13 protein-coding genes and 1 other annotated feature are annotated in these 16,996 nt (G+C 57.7%); of the genes, 6 read left to right on the forward strand and 7 right to left on the reverse strand.

What is annotated here, in order from left to right:
- Window positions 1–9: 9 nt before the first annotated feature.
- The 6 genes from GUC22_RS15165 to rnm form a co-directional block, all read right to left on the reverse strand.
- Window positions 10–2,367 carry a beta-glucosidase gene (locus GUC22_RS15165; RefSeq protein ID WP_049133117.1) on the reverse strand — a complete coding sequence of 786 codons (2,358 nt, stop codon included), beginning with the start codon at window positions 2,365–2,367 and terminating at the stop codon, window positions 10–12.
- 18 nt (window positions 2,368–2,385) lie between these two features.
- Window positions 2,386–3,750: an MFS transporter gene (locus GUC22_RS15170; RefSeq protein ID WP_004139545.1), complete on the reverse strand. Its 1,365-nt coding sequence runs from the start codon at window positions 3,748–3,750 to the stop codon at window positions 2,386–2,388.
- Window positions 3,751–3,915: 165 nt separating this feature from the next.
- The gene (rluB, locus tag GUC22_RS15175) at window positions 3,916–4,803 is read right to left on the reverse strand and encodes a 23S rRNA pseudouridine(2605) synthase RluB (protein WP_004121268.1); all 888 of its coding nucleotides are present in this window, start codon (window positions 4,801–4,803) and stop codon (window positions 3,916–3,918) included.
- 228 nt (window positions 4,804–5,031) lie between these two features.
- Window positions 5,032–6,930, reverse strand: coding sequence for a DUF2207 domain-containing protein (locus tag GUC22_RS15180; protein WP_024359431.1), 1,899 nt, complete (start codon window positions 6,928–6,930; stop codon window positions 5,032–5,034).
- Between the two features lie 29 nt (window positions 6,931–6,959).
- Entirely contained in the window at window positions 6,960–7,580 is a 621-nt protein-coding gene (locus GUC22_RS15185; RefSeq protein WP_160183608.1) for an L-threonylcarbamoyladenylate synthase, read from the reverse strand.
- 9 nt (window positions 7,581–7,589) lie between these two features.
- Window positions 7,590–8,459 carry an RNase RNM gene (gene rnm / locus GUC22_RS15190; protein ID WP_004121271.1) on the reverse strand — a complete coding sequence of 290 codons (870 nt, stop codon included), beginning with the start codon at window positions 8,457–8,459 and terminating at the stop codon, window positions 7,590–7,592.
- Window positions 8,460–8,686: 227 nt separating this feature from the next.
- Window positions 8,687–8,782 (forward strand) — a sequence feature (Trp leader region).
- Between the two features lie 35 nt (window positions 8,783–8,817).
- Here rnm and GUC22_RS15195 point away from each other — a divergent pair.
- From GUC22_RS15195 to trpA, 5 genes are read left to right on the forward strand one after another with little or no spacing between them, the layout of a single operon-like run.
- Window positions 8,818–10,380 (forward strand): anthranilate synthase component 1, encoded by a 1,563-nt coding sequence (locus tag GUC22_RS15195; protein WP_004139552.1) that lies wholly within the window; start codon window positions 8,818–8,820, stop codon window positions 10,378–10,380.
- On the forward strand, window positions 10,380–11,975 hold the full coding sequence (gene trpD / locus GUC22_RS15200) for a bifunctional anthranilate synthase glutamate amidotransferase component TrpG/anthranilate phosphoribosyltransferase TrpD (RefSeq protein ID WP_024359433.1): 1,596 nt from the start codon (window positions 10,380–10,382) through the stop codon (window positions 11,973–11,975). Before GUC22_RS15195 ends, trpD begins: the two co-directional genes overlap by 1 nt.
- 3 nt (window positions 11,976–11,978) lie before the next feature.
- Complete coding sequence (gene trpCF, locus GUC22_RS15205; RefSeq protein ID WP_160183609.1) at window positions 11,979–13,337, forward strand: bifunctional indole-3-glycerol-phosphate synthase TrpC/phosphoribosylanthranilate isomerase TrpF; 1,359 nt, start codon at window positions 11,979–11,981, stop codon at window positions 13,335–13,337.
- A 9-nt stretch (window positions 13,338–13,346) separates the two neighbouring features.
- Window positions 13,347–14,540: a tryptophan synthase subunit beta gene (gene trpB / locus GUC22_RS15210; RefSeq protein ID WP_004139553.1), complete on the forward strand. Its 1,194-nt coding sequence runs from the start codon at window positions 13,347–13,349 to the stop codon at window positions 14,538–14,540.
- A complete protein-coding gene (trpA, locus tag GUC22_RS15215; RefSeq protein ID WP_004121283.1) occupies window positions 14,540–15,349 on the forward strand; it encodes a tryptophan synthase subunit alpha in 810 nt (269 codons plus the stop codon). The genes trpB and trpA overlap by 1 nt, the downstream gene beginning before the upstream one ends.
- Window positions 15,350–15,381: 32 nt before the next feature.
- Here trpA and GUC22_RS15220 read toward each other — a convergent pair whose 3' ends face one another.
- A complete protein-coding gene (locus GUC22_RS15220) occupies window positions 15,382–15,837 on the reverse strand; it encodes a MarR family winged helix-turn-helix transcriptional regulator (RefSeq protein ID WP_082237252.1) in 456 nt (151 codons plus the stop codon).
- A gap of 77 nt (window positions 15,838–15,914) precedes the next feature.
- Here GUC22_RS15220 and GUC22_RS15225 point away from each other — a divergent pair, with 77 nt between their 5' ends.
- On the forward strand, window positions 15,915–16,862 hold the full coding sequence (locus GUC22_RS15225) for a quinone oxidoreductase family protein (protein WP_082237253.1): 948 nt from the start codon (window positions 15,915–15,917) through the stop codon (window positions 16,860–16,862).
- The last annotated feature ends 134 nt before the right edge of the window (window positions 16,863–16,996 follow it).

Consider the following 16,996-nt stretch of genomic DNA (forward strand, 5'->3'; position numbering starts at 1 on the left):
CTCCTGTCATTAGCAATGATGAGCGCCCGCCAGCACCGCGTTAAGCTCGTCGCGCTCAATATCCAGCGCCAGGAACTCGGTCAGCGCAATCAGCAGTCCGCAGAACAGATCCGGCGCCAGGCGAATCAATTTTTCACGCACCTGCTCCGCTGGTATCTGACTCTTATCGGCAATCAGCGTCACGACGCGGGCAAAGGCCTCCGGCTGCTGGATCAGCTGTTGCAGAGAGTTATCATCGCGCAGCGGGACGTACCGCTGCGGGCAATCTACCTCCATTTCCGCCGTTAACGGCAGATCGCGGGATGAGGCGCCGACGCGGATCTGCCAGATGCCCGGCGTCACCATCCAGTCGCCAAGACCCGGATGGTAGCAGGCTAGTTCGGCAATGGGCAGCTGCAGGCTTACGCGCCGGGATTCTCCGGCGGCCAGCGCCACTTTGCTGAACGCTTTTAATGACTGTACTTCGCGAATCAGCTCCCCCTTCGGCGCGCTGACGTACAGTTGGACGATCTCTTTACCCGCATACTCCCCGCAGTTGGTCAGGTCGAACGACACCGTAAGCGTCTCGTCTGCGCCTAATCGGGAGGCTGACAGCGCGATATTATCGTAGGCAAACCGGGTATAGCTTAAGCCAAAACCAAACGGAAACTGCGGCGTCAGGCGACGTTTGTCATAATAGCGATAGCCGACAAAAAGCCCTTCTCCGTAGTAGTGGCGCAGGTTTTCGCCCGGATAGTGTAGCCAGGCCGGGGTTTCCTCCAGGGAATTAGGCACCGTTACCGTCAGCTTGCCGCAGGGGTTACGCTTGCCGAAGAGGATTTCCGCCACCGCGCGCCCCATCCCCTGACCGGCAAAAAACGTTTCCAGCAGCGCTTTGCATTCGCCAAGCCACGGCATCACCACCGCATCGCTATTCGCCAGCACCACCACGATATTTGGCTGGACCGCGGCGACTTCACGAATCAACCGCTCGTGCACCGGCAGAATATGCAGATCCTGACGATCGCCGTTTTCGCCATCTTCGCCTACGGCGGTACTGACGAAGAGTACCGCCACGTCAGCCTCTTGTGCCACGCTGCAGGCCTGCGCCAGCGCCTGTTCATCATCGCGCAGATCGTCCGGCGCGCCTACGGCCCAGGTAACGCTAAAATCGTCCCCGGCGAGGTCGAAAATTTCATCCAGCGGGCGATCGAGAAGATACGGTACCGTGGTCGCGCATCCGGATCCCTGAATCACCGGCTCCTGCGCCGGTTTACCCAGCACCGCGATGCGCGGTGTTTTCTCCGAACGCAGCGGCAGCAGAGCCTCTTCATTTTTCAGCAGGACGATAGATTCACCGGCAAGCCGCTGCGCCAGCGCGTGGTGCGCCGTAAAATCGGCTCGCGTTTGCGGGCGGCGATGGCGCTGAACCTTGTCGAGCAGTTCCAGCATGCGTAGACAGGCGCGATCCACCACCGCCATCGGCACCTCTTCGGCTTCGATAGCCGCCAGCAGGGTTTGTTTATCGCGGCGGGTTTCCGGCATCGCCAGGTCGTTGCCCGCCATCAACGAAGCGGGACGATCTTTAATGCCGTACCAGTCGGACATCACCAGGCCGTCATATCCCCACTCATCGCGCAATACCTGAGTGAGTAAAAACGGATCCTGAGAAGTTTGTACGCCGTTAAGACGATTGTAAGAGGACATCACCGTCCACGGCCGGGATTTTGCAATCGCCCGCTGGAAACCCTCCAGGTAAATTTCCCGCAGCGCCCGCTCTTCAATGATCGAATCCATCTCCGTGCGGCGAAATTCCGAGTTATTGGCCGCAAAATGCTTCAGGCTGGCGCCGACGCCCTCCTGCTGCAGACCGTTGATCAACGCTGCGGCAATGTCACCGCTGACCACCGGGTCTTCGGCGTAATATTCATAGCCGCGCCCGGCCAGCGGCGTGCGGCGAATATTAATGCCGGGCCCGAGCAGGATCCCGACGCCCATTTGCTGACACTCTCGCCCCAGCGCTTGCCCCATCTGATGCACCAGTTCCACGTCCCAACTGCAGGCCAGGCTGGAGCCGTTTGGAAAGCAGGTCGCCGGTAGCGAAGTGCTGAACAGCGCTTCACTGCCCCCTTTCGCGGCGGGCTCTTCCACGCTGGCCTGGTCTGCGGTTTGGGTGATGACCGAGATAAAATCATCCATGCTCCACTTTTCCCGGCCATCAATCTGCGCGCTGCTGTAGCGCACCCCGTAAGTGCCGTCGGTCATAATGATATCTTCGATACCGTGCTGCGGCAGCGAGGCGGTGCGCCACAGACCGCTGCCGGTCAACAGCGCCACTTTCTCTTCCGCGCTCATCGCGGCAAGGGTGGTGTTAAAATCGTTACTCATCTCTCTGGCTCCCTGAGGTTAAAGCGCGTTCTGTTTACGCAGGCTGATCTTTTGCACAATATCGCGATAGGTTTTTTCATCCAGCGAATAGCAGGCGACAAACAGGGCGCTGAGGGCAAACATCGCGCCGGGAAATAGCGTCATCAGTACGTTAATGCCGTTAATCGCGCTGGCGGTGATATTGCCCGCGTCATAGTGATAATAGTCCAGCATCCATCCCGCGCAGCCGCCGCCGATGGCCATCGCTATTTTAGTGATGAAATTAAAAAAGCCGTAAATTGCGCCTTCGGTACGCACCCCATGGTGCCACTCGGCATATTCCACGGTATCGGCAATCATTGACCACATTGAAACGAAACCCATCCCCAGCGTAATACTGTAGAGACACACGCCGGTCATGATCAGCCAGATATTGTCGCCGGCGATAAAATATTGCATCAGTACGCCCACCACGCCGATTAACAGGGCCACCAGCGTCATTTTCTTTTTACCTATCAACGCAATAATTTTTTCCGAAATAACGGTACCGACAATATAAGCCGCCGACTGAATCATAAAGAAGGTGGAGGTAAAACCTTCGCTACCAATGATATATTTGATAAAGTAAATAGCGATCGCCATCCACACGGTATAGGCAATATAAAAAAAGACGGTGAACATGGAGAGGTTAATTAGCGGCGCGTTACCTGCCACCGCCTTCAACATTTCCCGCAGCGTCGGCGCCGGAGTCTGTTCCTCTTCTTCGCCAACGCGCTCTTTGGTCATCCCGAAACAGGCAAGGAACAAAAACGTCGCCAGCAGCGCAAAGCAAGAGACGGCGAAGACATAGCCCAGCTGTTTATCGCTAAACGGGGAAATCAGCCTATCCGCGGTGGTGGACACAATCAGATAGCCAACAATCGCCAGTACAAACCGGTATACCGACAGCGATGAACGGGAGGCTTCATGCTGGGTTAAACGGTTGGTCAGCGCCGAGTAAGGCGTATTCACCGCCGTATAGGCCAGGCAATAAATAGTATATGAAATCAGTGCGAAGTAGAATTTGGCCTCACCGCCGAAAGGCACAAAGCAGAGCACCGTCAGAAAGCCCAGCGGAATGGAACCATACAATAACCATGGACGAAGTTTACCGTAACGGCTGTGGGTTTTATCGATAGCAAAACCAATCACAATATTAAAGGCCGCATCAACCACGCGGGCAATAACAAAGATCAGGCTCGCCTGTACGGCGCTAATCCCGTAAATATTGGTATAGAAAAAAAGTAAGAATAGAGAAACAAAGCCGAAGGATAAATTAGAGGCGAAATCGCCAAATCCATAGCCTATTTTTTCTTTAACGCCGATAACCACATAGCTTGCCGATAGTTTTCCTGCTGTTTCCATTTTAGGCTACCTGTTAATGTAATCAGTGGCGTCAGTATATGGCGTAGCCAGGCGCATCGCTTTGCGTTATTTGTCCGGGGATTTCCCGTTTTTTGTCTTTATGCAGAAGTGTGAAAGGAGTCACAAGAGAGAAAATTCCGGCGGCGACCGCCGGAACTGGAATAATTAACCGTTACCGTTATTACGGCTGCTGGAACGACGGTTGTTATTATTATTACTCACCTGGCTGTGGCGCTTAACCGCGCGGCGAATCTGATTTGCCTTCATGCGACGGCGATCTTTTTCGACGGCGACCTTAGAGGTGGTTTCCGGCGTAAGCTCGACCAGCTCACGCAGGTAGTTGGTTTGCGCCAGGTCCAGCTCGGTGTAGCCGCCGCGCGGCAGGCCTTTCGGCAGCAGAATATCGCCGTAGCGCACGCGGATCAGGCGGCTGACCTGTACGCCAACGGCTTCCCACAGGCGACGGACTTCACGGTTACGCCCTTCGGTCAGCGTGACGTTGTACCACTGGTTAATCCCTTCACCACCGGTAAACTTGATGGTTTTGAACGCCGCCGGGCCGTCTTCCAGCTGTACGCCGCGAGAAAGCTGGCGCAGCTTGTCATCGTCAATCTGGCCAAACACGCGCACCGCGTATTCACGTTCCACTTCGCGGCTCGGGTGCATCAGGCGGTTCGCCAGTTCACCGTCGGTGGTAAACAGCAGCAGGCCGCAGGTGTTCACGTCCAGACGACCGACGGCAATCCAGCGCGCGCCGCGCAGCTTTGGCAGACGATCGAACACCGTCGGACGCCCTTCCGGGTCGTTGCGGGTACAGAGTTCGCCTTCCGGCTTGTAGTAGGCCAGCACGCGGCAAATCTGTTCCGCAGACTCTTTCACCGAAATCAGGTGGCCGTCGATACGAATTTTTAAACCCGGGACAATTTCAACGCGATCGCCAAGGGTGGCGATTTTGCCATCGACGCTGACGCGGCCAGCTTCGATTTTGGCTTCGATTTCACGGCGGGAGCCGTGGCCAGCGCGGGCCAGCACTTTTTGTAATTTCTCGCTCATTGAGCTTCCTTAAGGTGTCGCCTTCCCAGGCGTCTGGTATACTTCGAAAAACAGGGCGTTAGCAAAATAATATTCTAACACCATGTTCTGTATATATATTTTGCATCAAGGCGTATCATGTTTTGCGCCATTTTAGCGACCACAGTAGAGACACGTCTTCTCGCGTGGGCGAACATGGTACACGAACTTTAAGATCAATGCTTCTTCGCATTACGAGGATAGCACAACTTACCATCCGCCTCCGCCGCCGCCTCCTGCTCCGCCGCCGGAAAATCCCCCGCCGCTGCCGCCGAGACCAAAAGCGCTGGCGGATCCACTATTCAGATGCGCCTGCAAGGTCAAAAACGCCCCGGATCGGGCTATCTCCGGCGCCTTAATCGCCGCCGCCAGGGATGGAGCCAGGCGATTGGCCCACGCCTTACCCAACCCTGCGGCTACCGCCCAGCTAAGCAATGAAATATCCAGGTAACGGGATTCGCCTTTGCGCCGTGGGCCGCTGTGCGTTGCTGCCTCCAGCCGTCCAAGATAACGGATGACCCCTTCAGCTCTGGCAAAGCGCTGCTGGCCCAATTGCGTAAGCTGCGGGAGCAGGCAAAAGCCCAGCGCGGTGATATAACCGGACAGGCACCAGGCGCTGAAGTATCCGGCGGGCATATACCATTGAAAGAGCGAAAAACCCATTTTCGCCCATAGAAACAGAAAAATCAGGCCGCCGCCGATAAGCGGCCACAACACCGTCGCCATTAGACGCTTGCGAATTGGTTTGCCGGGATCGCTATCGCTCAGTAAAAACACGCTGCTAAAGAGAAGCGGAATAACGAAGAAAAGACCCGCAAACCAATCCGCAGTTAAGGTTCTGGCCGTCCAGCCCAGACTCTGCGCATTAGCGAGAATCTGAGTCGCAAACATCGCCACAATACCGCATAACAGGAAGCTCAAAGGCCGATAGCCCGCGCCCTTATGCTGCTGACGATAGTATTTATCCATTCGCTTAAACGCTTTGCGCAGCGTTCTGTTGTAGCGCCCCTTGAGCTCCACTTTATCGCTCTTATGAAACAGCAGATCCATCAATAGCTGCTCTTCCTGGGTCGGAATATCGCCTGTGTGAATTGCGCCAGAACGTACCCGAACCAACGAGCATAGCATTTCATCGCCCGGCACATTCTCCAGCGCCACCCGCCCCTTCACAATCAGGTTGGTCACATCGGCGCAAAAACCTTTATCGTCGTACGTTTGCTTCGCCGCCATACGCAAATAGCCTGGAGAAAATTCCCTAGACATTGACGTCAGCACCGGCACGTCAACCGGAGTAAAACGCGGCCTGCGCAGCCATAAAAACAAGAAATAACCCGCCATTAATCCACAGGGGATCCACACGCTTAAAGACGATAACGTGGGGATAAAAAGATGCGGGAGTAGATGAGTCGCCTGCGGCTCTGCGGCATCAGGCAACAGCGCACGAGGCCAGCGATAGAGTACGGTAAAATCCTGCTGGTAGAAGGGTTCGCGGGACTCAATGCGCCCATCCGGCAGAAGGTGGCCATTTTTTAACCTTTCGCCATCATCGCCGGTAAAAAAGTCGATCTGCCTGAACGGGTCCCCTTGCGCATCCGCTAGTTGCAGCGCGAAGCGAACCTGGAATATTTCGAACGACCAGCTGGCGCCGGTGACATTCCAGATAAGCACATCATCTTCGTCATCGCGGATAAACGCGTTGCTGACCTGATAGTGCACCTGGTAGCGATAATCGCCTTCCGGCAGAAAAGTTTGCTCATCGCCGACTACGATCCTCATCGTCCCCCGGTGCCAGAGCAGATGCCAGGGCTCGGGTTTGCCATCGCGGGTCACGCCGATCACATGGTACGTCAGCAGGGCCGCGTTGCCGTCCGGCCGCACCCACATACGCGGAAGATCGCGAAAGAAACCGTGTTTGATCTGCCTGTTGCGCGCCTGGAAGTGAAGGTTTTCTCGCACGTCCAGCACGCCGTCCTGGCGCATGGTAGCCTGAACGTCAAACAGAGCGATAGCTTCTTGCCAGGGGGATAAAACCTCAGAATGCGCAGGGCTGAACGGCACGCTGAACAGCCACAGCAGAAGAAAAAAGCGACAGATTAATGTCCATTTCACGACGATTCCTTCCTTGGAATAAAAAACAATTACAGGAACGGCCTCACGTCCCCGACGCCTTCACGCACTACGACCGGCGCGTCTTCGGTAAGATCGATAACCGTGGTCGGCTGCTGGCCCAGATAGCCGCCGTGAATAATCAGGTCCACCTGCTTCTCCAGACGATCCTTAATCTCTTCCGGATCGGATTCGGTAAAGTCGCTTCCCGGCAGCATCAAGGAAGTGGAAAGCATCGGCTCACCCAATGTTTCCAGCAGCATTTGCGCAATCGGGTTCGACGGCACGCGCATCCCGATAGTCTTACGCTTCTCCTGCAACAGGCGGCGCGGGACTTCTTTGGTGCCCTTGAGGATAAAGGTATAGTTACCCGGCGTATTGTTTTTAATCAGACGAAAGGCCACGTTATCGACGAATGAATAGGTCGACAGCTCGGACAGATCGCGGCACATCAGGGTAAAGTTGTGGCCGTTTGGCAAATTACGGATCCGGCAAATCCGCTCCATCGCGCCTTTATCTTCAATTTTACAGCCTAAAGCGTAACCGGAGTCGGTCGGATAGACGATGACTCCGCCTTTACGCACAATGTCCACCGCCTGGTTAATTAACCGCGCCTGGGGGTTTTCCGGATGGATATAAAAAAACTGGCTCATACTTCCCTCTCAATTTTGTTCTACGGCCACTTCCCAACTGCGCCAGATCCCTTCAACGCCCGCGGGCAGCCAAAGTTTGCGGCCCAGTTCGATCCATGGGCAGGGCTGATGAAAATCAGACCCCTGCGAGGCATCCAGGCCATACTGCACGGCGTAAGCGGCAAGCTGAGCGCGCTCGTGCGGCGCCTGTTGACACTGCGCCACCTCCATCGCATCGCCGCCCTGTTCGCTAAAGTGGGCCAACAGACGTTTTAACCACTTGGCGGAAAGGTCATAGCGCCCGGGATGGGCAATGACCGCCTTACCGCCAGAATGATGAATGACATCAATCGCTTGTTTTATTGTACACCACTGAGGCGGAACGTAACCGGTTTTCCCGCGCGCCAGATACTTCTTAAAGACGTCAGCCATATTGTTGGCATAGCCGGCCTCCACCAGAAAACGGGCAAAATGGCCGCGCGTCACCGCACCGCCGTCCGCCAGCTTCAGCGCCCCTTCCCAGGCCCCCGGGATCCGCGCTTTTTCCAGCCGTTCAGCAATCTGCTGGCCCCGCATCTGGCGACGCGCTTTCTGTTCATCGAGCAGCGCGGTCATTGCCGGATGGCCGATATCGATATTCAGTCCGACAATGTGAATTTCATGATTTTCCCACAGCGTGGAAATCTCCACCCCGGTAATCAGCGCCAGCGGTAAACCGGCGCGTTCAATTTCAGCCTGAGCCGCGGGAATCGCCGCCACGGTATCGTGATCGGTAATCGCCAGGGTGCCGACGCGCATCTGGTGCGCGCGATGGACAAGTTCTTCTGGAGTCAGTCGCCCGTCAGAGGCAATGGTATGGCTGTGCAGGTCGTAAATCACTGCGTAATTGGTGTTGCTCAAGATGACTCCTGCTGGACATGAACCTGTACCCGTCATACTTTAAGTCACAGGCAGATTGACTGTGATTCTGCAGCTTAAGTGATTAAGGATATCAATAAGCGCATCATCATACCGACAGAGAGAGAAAATCTGCAAACAGGGGTTGACATTAATCTCTCGGACTAGTTAACTAGTACGCAAGTTCACATGAAGGGGTATCAACGATGAAAACGCAATTTATCACTCTGCACGGCTGGTGGCGCACCTCCTGTTATCGGGCGGCGTGATCGCGTTTTGCACTCAGCATACAGATACCCGGCCCGCCAATGAGCGGGCTTTTTATTGGACAAATTATTATAGCGAACAGGCGACAACAATAATGCAAACATCAAAACCGGCACTCGAGCTTCTCACCAGCGACGCCATCTATCGGGAAAACCCCACCGCATTGTTCCACCAGATCTGCGGCGCGCGTCCAGCCACCCTGCTGCTGGAATCCGCTGATATTGACAGCAAGGATGATTTAAAGAGCCTGCTACTGGTGGACAGCGCCCTGCGCATTACCGCGCTAGGTGACACCGTCACTATTCACGCATTGTCCGCCAACGGTACGGCGCTGCTGGAACTGTTGGATAGCGCCCTGCCCTCCGGCATCAATAATCAGCGTCAGCCCAATAGCCGGGTATTAACCTTTCCCCCGGTCAGCGCGCTGTTAGATGAAGACGCCCGCCTGTGTTCACTCTCGGTATTCGACGCTTTTCGCCTGCTGCAGGAACTGGTTACCGTTCCGCAGGACGAGCGCGAAGCCATGTTCTTCGGCGGCCTGTTCGCCTATGACCTGGTCGCCGGTTTTGAAGACCTGCCATCGCTGGAAAGCGACACCGCCTGCCCAGATTACTGCTTCTATCTGGCGGAAACGCTGCTGGTTATCGATCATCAGACCAAAAACACCCGTATCCAGGCGAGCCTGTTTACGCCGCTGGAAAGCGAAAAGCAGCGTCTGCTGCAGCGCATCGCTCAGCTTCGCCAGCAGTTGAACGAGCCGCCGCTGCCGCTGCCGGTAACCACGGTAGCCGAGATGCGCTGCGACTGCGACCAGAGCGACGAAGAGTATGGCGCCGTGGTGCGTAAAATGCAGCGCGCCATTCGCGCGGGCGAGATTTTCCAGGTCGTGCCGTCGCGCCGCTTCTCGCTGCCCTGCCCGTCGCCGCTCGCCGCTTATGATGTGCTGAAGAAGAGCAACCCGAGCCCGTACATGTTCTTTATGCAGGACAACGATTTCACCCTGTTCGGCGCGTCGCCGGAGAGCTCTCTCAAGTATGATGCCACCAATCGCCAGATTGAAATCTACCCGATCGCCGGTACCCGACCGCGCGGCCGCCGCGCGGATGGTTCGCTGGATCGCGATCTCGACAGCCGCATTGAGCTGGAGATGCGCACCGACCATAAAGAGCTTTCCGAGCATCTGATGCTGGTCGACCTTGCGCGTAACGACCTCGCGCGCATCTGTACGCCGGGCAGCCGCTACGTCGCCGACCTGACCAAAGTCGACCGCTACTCCTTTGTGATGCACCTCGTCTCCCGCGTGGTTGGCGAGCTGCGCCGCGATCTTGACGTGCTGCATGCCTACCGCGCCTGTATGAATATGGGCACCCTCAGCGGGGCGCCGAAAGTGCGCGCCATGCAGCTTATCGCCGCCGCTGAAGGCAAGCGTCGCGGCAGCTACGGCGGCGCGGTGGGCTATTTTACCGCCCACGGCGACCTCGATACCTGCATCGTTATCCGTTCCGCCTACGTGCAGGATGGCGTCGCCACCGTCCAGGCGGGCGCCGGTATCGTGCTCGACTCCGTTCCCCAGTCAGAAGCGGATGAAACCCGTAATAAAGCTCGCGCGGTGCTGCGCGCTATCGCCCAGGCCCACCACGCGAAGGAGATTTTCTAATGGCCGACATTCTGCTGCTCGATAATATCGATTCTTTTACCTATAACCTGGCAGACCAGCTGCGTTCGAACGGCCATAACGTGGTGATTTACCGCAACTCCGTCCCGGCGCAGGCGCTGATTGAGCGCATCGGCACGATGAAAAACCCGGTACTGATGCTCTCTCCAGGGCCGGGGACGCCGAGCGAAGCGGGCTGCATGCCGGAGCTGCTGATCCGCATGCGCGGCAAACTGCCGATTATCGGTATCTGCCTCGGACACCAGGCGATTGTCGAAGCCTACGGCGGCTACGTCGGCCAGGCCGGCGAAATCCTCCACGGTAAGGCTTCGAGTATTGAACATGACGGACAGGCGATGTTTGCCGGTCTGAGCAACCCGCTGCCGGTGGCCCGCTACCACTCGCTGGTGGGTAGCAACATTCCGGCGGGGCTGACCATCAATGCCCACTTCAACGGCATGGTCATGGCGGTGCGTCACGATGCGGATCGCGTCTGCGGCTTCCAGTTCCACCCGGAGTCGATTCTGACCACCCAGGGCGCGCGCCTGCTAGAGCAAACCCTGGCCTGGGCGTTGCAGAAGCTGGAGCAGACCAACACCCTCCAGCCAATTCTGGAAAAACTGTATCAGGCCGAAACCCTGAGCCAGCAGGAGAGCCATCAGCTGTTCTCAGCGGTGGTGCGCGGGGAAGTGAAACCCGAGCAGCTGGCCGCCGCGCTGGTGAGCATGAAGGTGCGCGGTGAGCATCCGCAGGAAATCGCCGGCGCCGCCACCGCGCTGCTGGAAAACGCCGCGCCGTTCCCGCGCCCTGATTATCTGTTTGCCGATATCGTCGGTACCGGCGGCGACGGCAGCAACAGTATCAATATTTCGACCGCCAGCGCGTTTGTGGCCGCCGCCTGCGGCCTGAAGGTCGCGAAACACGGCAACCGCAGCGTATCGAGTAAATCAGGATCTTCCGACCTGCTGGCGGCGTTCGGTATCAATCTGGATATGAATGCCGATAAATCTCGCCAGGCGCTGGATGAACTGGGCGTTTGCTTCCTGTTCGCCCCGAAGTATCACACCGGTTTCCGCCACGCGATGCCGGTCCGTCAGCAGTTGAAAACTCGCACCCTGTTTAACGTGCTTGGGCCGCTGATCAACCCGGCCCACCCGCCTCTGGCGCTGATTGGCGTTTATAGCCCGGAGCTGGTGCTGCCGATTGCGGAAACCCTGCGCGTGCTGGGCTACCAGCGCGCCGCGGTGGTGCATAGCGGCGGAATGGACGAGGTGTCGCTGCACGCGCCGACGGTGGTCGCGGAGCTGAACAATGGCGAAATCAAGAGCTACCAGCTGACCGCCGCCGACTTTGGCCTGACGCCTTACCATCAGGAGCAGCTGGCAGGCGGCACGCCGGAAGAAAACCGTGACATTCTTACGCGCTTACTACAAGGTAAAGGCGAGGCCGCTCACGAAGCCGCCGTTGCCGCCAACGTCGCCATGCTGATGCGTTTACATGGATACGAAGATCTGAAGGCCAACGCGCAGCAGGTCATCGATGTGCTGCACAGCGGAGCGGCCTATGACAGAGTGACCGCATTAGCGGCAAGAGGGTAAATAATGCAGACCGTTTTAGCAAAAATCGTGGCCGACAAAGCGATTTGGGTAGAAGCCCGCAAACAACAACAACCGTTAGCCAGTTTTCAAAATGAAGTGGTACCGACGCAGCGCAATTTTTACGACGCCCTCGCCGGAACCCGCACCGCGTTTATTCTCGAGTGCAAAAAGGCCTCGCCATCAAAGGGGCTGATCCGCGATGATTTTGACCCGGCGGCCATCGCCGGCGTCTACAAGCACTACGCCTCGGCGATCTCGGTACTGTGCGATGAGAAATATTTCCAGGGCAGCTTCGACTTTCTGCCGATCGTCAGCAAGGTCGCGCCGCAGCCGATTTTGTGTAAGGACTTCACCATCGATCCTTACCAGATTTATCTGGCGCGCTACTACCAGGCCGACGCCTGCCTGCTAATGCTTTCGGTGCTGGATGACGAACAGTATCGCCAGCTCTCCGCCGTCGCGCATAGCCTGAACATGGGCGTGCTGACCGAAGTGAGCAATGAAGAGGAGCTGGAGCGCGCGATTGCGCTGAAGGCGAAAGTGGTCGGCATCAACAACCGCGATCTGCGCGATATGTCGATTGACCTCAACCGTACCCGCACCCTGGCGCCTAAGCTCGGTCATGAGGTCACGGTGATCAGCGAGTCCGGTATCCATACCTACGCAGAAGTGCGTGAACTAAGCCACTTCGCCAACGGTTTCCTGATTGGCTCGGCGCTGATGGAGCACGCCGATCTGAACGCCGCCGTGAAGCGCGTGCTGCTCGGCGAGAATAAGGTCTGCGGCCTGACCCGCCCCCAGGATGCCCAGGTGGCGTATGAATCCGGCGCGATCTACGGCGGCCTGATTTTTGTCCCGACGTCGCCGCGAGCGGTGAATGACGCTCAGGCGAAAGCCGTCATCGATAGCGCGCCGCTGAGCTACGTCGGCGTGTTCCGCAATACGCCGGTGGCGGAAGTGGTCGGCCGCGTGGAAAATCTGAGCTTAGCCGCGGTGCAGCTGCACGGCAGCGAAGACCAGGCCTATATTGATACCCTGCGCGCCAAACTTCCGGCGACGGTGCAAATCTGGAAGGCCCTCAGCGTCGGCGAAACCCTACCGCAGCGCAATCTGCATCACGTCGATAAATATGTATTCGACAACGGTCAAGGCGGCACCGGCCAGCGTTTCGACTGGTCGCTGCTGCAAGGTCAGGACCTGCGTAACGTTCTGCTGGCAGGCGGCCTCGGCGCCGATAACTGTGTGGAAGCCGCCAAAAGCGGCTGTGCCGGACTCGATTTTAATTCAGGCGTAGAGTCGCAGCCGGGTATTAAAGATGCCAGCAAGCTGTCCTCTGTATTTCAAACGCTGCGCGCATATTAAGGAGCAATAATGAGTACTTTACTGAACCCCTACTTTGGCGAATTCGGCGGGATGTACGTTCCGCAGATCCTGATGCCCGCCCTGCGCCAGCTGGAAGAAGCGTTCGTCAGCGCGCAGAAAGACCCGGCATTCCAGGCTGAATTTACCGACCTGCTGAAAAACTACGCCGGTCGCCCGACGGCGCTGACCAAATGCCGTAACCTTACCGAAGGCACCCGTACCACGCTGTATCTCAAGCGTGAAGACCTGCTGCACGGCGGCGCGCATAAAACCAACCAGGTGCTCGGCCAGGCGCTGCTGGCGAAACGGATGGGCAAAACGGAAATTATCGCCGAAACCGGCGCCGGCCAGCACGGCGTGGCCTCTGCGCTCGCCAGCGCCCTGCTCGGCCTGAAGTGCCGTATCTATATGGGCGCTAAGGATATCGAACGCCAGTCGCCGAACGTTTTCCGCATGCGCCTGATGGGTGCGGAAGTGATCCCGGTACATAGCGGTTCTTCTACCCTGAAAGACGCCTGCAATGAAGCCCTGCGCGACTGGTCCGGCAGCTACGAAACAGCCCATTATATGCTCGGCACCGCTGCCGGTCCGCACCCGTTCCCGACCATCGTGCGTGAATTCCAGCGCATGATTGGCGAAGAGACCAAAGCGCAGATTCTGGAGAAAGAAGGTCGTCTGCCGGATGCGGTTATCGCCTGCGTCGGCGGCGGATCGAACGCCATCGGCATGTTCGCCGACTTTATCGACGAAACCACCGTTGGCCTGATTGGCGTGGAGCCCGCGGGTCACGGTATTGAGTCCGGCGAGCACGGCGCGCCGCTGAAGCACGGTCGGGTGGGTATCTACTTCGGTATGAAATCGCCGATGATGCAAACGGAAGAGGGGCAGATTGAGGAGTCCTACTCCATCTCCGCCGGGCTGGACTTCCCGTCAGTGGGGCCGCAGCATGCGTATCTGAACAGCATTGGCCGCGCCGATTATGTGTCGATTACCGATGACGAAGCGCTGGATGCCTTTAAAGAACTCTCCCGCCATGAGGGGATTATCCCGGCGCTGGAGTCCTCCCATGCCCTGGCGCACGCGCTGAAGATGATGCGTGAAAACCCGGAAAAAGAGCAGCTGCTGGTGGTTAACCTCTCCGGCCGCGGCGATAAAGACATCTTCACCGTACACGATATTTTAAAAGCGCGAGGGGAAATCTGATGGAACGTTATGAGACGCTGTTTGCACAACTTAAAGCTCGCCGGGAAGGCGCGTTTGTTCCCTTCGTCACCCTCGGCGATCCGAATCCGGAACAGTCGCTGAAAATTATCGATACCCTGATTGAAGCGGGCGCCGACGCGCTGGAGCTGGGCATCCCCTTCTCCGACCCGCTGGCTGACGGCCCGACGATTCAGGACGCCACCCTGCGCGCTTTTGCCGCAGGCGTCACGCCCGCCCAGTGCTTTGAAATGCTGACGGCGATTCGTCAAAAGCATCCGACCATCCCAATCGGCCTGCTGATGTACGCCAACCTGGTCTTCAGCCCGGGCATTGATGAATTCTACGCCGCGTGCGAACGCGCGGGCGTCGATTCAGTGCTGGTCGCCGATGTCCCCGTGGAAGAGTCCGCGCCGTTCCGCCAGGCCGCGTTGCGCCATAACATCGCGCCGATTTTCATCTGTCCGCCGAATGCCGATGACGATCTGCTGCGCCAGATCGCCTCTTACGGTCGCGGTTATACCTACCTGCTGTCGCGGGCGGGCGTGACCGGCGCGGAGAACCGCGCCGCGCTGCCGCTGCATCATCTGATTGAAAAACTGGCCGAGTACCACGCCGCGCCGCCGCTGCAGGGTTTTGGCATCTCGGCGCCGGAGCAGGTGACCGCGGCGATTGACGCAGGCGCGGCCGGCGCGATTTCCGGCTCTGCCATCGTCAAAATCATTGAGCGTAACGTGAACGACCCGCAGGCTATGCTCGCCGAACTGAAAGCCTTTGCGCAAAGTCTGAAGGCCGCCACCAAAGCAGCCTAAGCGCGTCCGCCGCCCGGTCCCGCGCCGGGCGGCTATTTCTGCTGCAAGCAGTCGGCATATTTGCGCGTCAGACGAAACAGCGCCAGCACATCATCTTGCGACCACCCTGCCAGCACCTCGTTCATCAGCCGCGTTCTTGCTTGCGCAATGCGTGTAATCATCGCCTGGCCCGCTTCGCTGAGCGTCACTTCGCTAATCCGCCGGTCTTTCGCATTAGGCTGCTTTCGCGCCAGCTCCTGGGCTTCCAGCTTCTTCACCTGCCTGCTGACGGTGGTGTAGTCGCGCCCAAGGCTGTCCGCCAGTTCAACGACCCCGACGGGTCCCCTGCGCCCGACGGCCACCAGTAGCGGAAAGAGAGTCCGATCGAGCTGGACCTCGGCCGCCTGCAGTATCTGCTCATCGCGCATCGGTTGGTTCATCACGCTGATGATATCGAGCAGCGCGCCGTGGAAGTCGCTAATGTCGTAATTATTATGTGCATCTTGCATATATTAGTTAACCGAGTATAGTGCCGTTAGCTGATATGTGCATTTTACACATAACTATCCCAGAGGGGGAGAAGACAATGAAAGCAGCCGTGGTTTTTGACCTGCAGCAGGTGCCGGTTTGGTCCGATTTTAGCGATCCGCGCGCCGGTGAGAGTGAGGCGTTAGTCAAGGTTCGCGCCGCCGCCATCAGTCATGTGGTGAAAGGCCGGGCCTCCGGCAAACATTATAGTTTCGATGGTCGTCTGCCTTTTGTCCCGGGTATTGATGGCGCCGGCGTACTACCCGACGGGCGGCGCGTCTATTTCGCCTTCCCCGCCGCGCCCTGGGGCAGTATGGCGCAGTGGGCTCCCGTCGCCCTAAACCACTGTCTGCCGCTGCCGGATGAACTGGACGATATCACTGCCGCCGCAATGGCTAATCCGGGTATGTCGGCCTGGGCGGCGCTGGTCAAGCGCGGCGGGTTGAAAGCGGGCGAAACCGTATTGATCAACGGCGCCACGGGCAGCGCCGGTCAGCTGGCGGTGCAAATCGCCCGCTTTCTGGGCGCCAGAAAAGTGATAGCCTGCGGGCGAAACGGGGAGAAACTGGCCGCGCTCGAAGCCGATGCGATCGTGAACTTAAGTCAGGATGAGGCGAGCCTGCGGGCGCAGTTTGCCGAACTGGCGGCGCAGCAGATTGATGTCGTCGTCGATTATCTGTGGGGACGTAGCGCCGAACTTTTGCTGCCAGCGCTGGCAAAGCACAGCCCGGGAAATACGCCGGTACGTTTTATTCAGGTCGGTTCCCTTTCCGCCGCCGATATCGCGCTCAGCGGCGCGGTACTGCGCTCCGCGCCGCTGCAGCTGATGGGCAGCGGTATTGGCAGCCTTTCAGTGTCCCAGCTGCTGGCCGCTACCGGGGAAATGCTGCAGGCTGCCGTTACTGGCGGGTTTACCATCGCCACCACTCCCCGGCCGCTTCGCGAGGTCGCCGCGGCATGGCCGCAGGATAACAGCCAGAAGCGCACCGTTTTTATCGTCGATTAAAAAAAACGCTTCCGCACAAAAGTTGGGGTTGATATCTTAAATGAGAAATATTATCTTTCTCATTACCGAGTAGTTGAGTAAACAACTCAGGTATTCGGTACGACATTGCTCACATTGCTTCCAGTATTTTTGCC

The organism is Klebsiella sp. MPUS7 (assembly GCF_009905335.1).
GTDB lineage: Bacteria > Pseudomonadota > Gammaproteobacteria > Enterobacterales > Enterobacteriaceae > Klebsiella > Klebsiella grimontii.

What these genes read in the sequence shown, in the direction of transcription:
- trpD (WP_024359433.1), top strand. Translation starts at nt 10,380, where the DNA reads ATGGCCGACATTCTGCTGCTCGATAATATCGATTCTTTTACCTATAAC.
- GUC22_RS15185 (WP_160183608.1), bottom strand. Translation starts at nt 7,580, where the DNA reads ATGAGCCAGTTTTTTTATATCCATCCGGAAAACCCCCAGGCGCGGTTA.
- trpB (WP_004139553.1), top strand. Translation starts at nt 13,347, where the DNA reads ATGAGTACTTTACTGAACCCCTACTTTGGCGAATTCGGCGGGATGTAC.
- GUC22_RS15220 (WP_082237252.1), bottom strand. Translation starts at nt 15,837, where the DNA reads ATGCAAGATGCACATAATAATTACGACATTAGCGACTTCCACGGCGCG.
- trpCF (WP_160183609.1), top strand. Translation starts at nt 11,979, where the DNA reads ATGCAGACCGTTTTAGCAAAAATCGTGGCCGACAAAGCGATTTGGGTA.
- GUC22_RS15165 (WP_049133117.1), bottom strand. Translation starts at nt 2,367, where the DNA reads ATGAGTAACGATTTTAACACCACCCTTGCCGCGATGAGCGCGGAAGAG.
- GUC22_RS15195 (WP_004139552.1), top strand. Translation starts at nt 8,818, where the DNA reads ATGCAAACATCAAAACCGGCACTCGAGCTTCTCACCAGCGACGCCATC.
- GUC22_RS15170 (WP_004139545.1), bottom strand. Translation starts at nt 3,750, where the DNA reads ATGGAAACAGCAGGAAAACTATCGGCAAGCTATGTGGTTATCGGCGTT.
- GUC22_RS15225 (WP_082237253.1), top strand. Translation starts at nt 15,915, where the DNA reads ATGAAAGCAGCCGTGGTTTTTGACCTGCAGCAGGTGCCGGTTTGGTCC.
- rluB (WP_004121268.1), bottom strand. Translation starts at nt 4,803, where the DNA reads ATGAGCGAGAAATTACAAAAAGTGCTGGCCCGCGCTGGCCACGGCTCC.
- trpA (WP_004121283.1), top strand. Translation starts at nt 14,540, where the DNA reads ATGGAACGTTATGAGACGCTGTTTGCACAACTTAAAGCTCGCCGGGAA.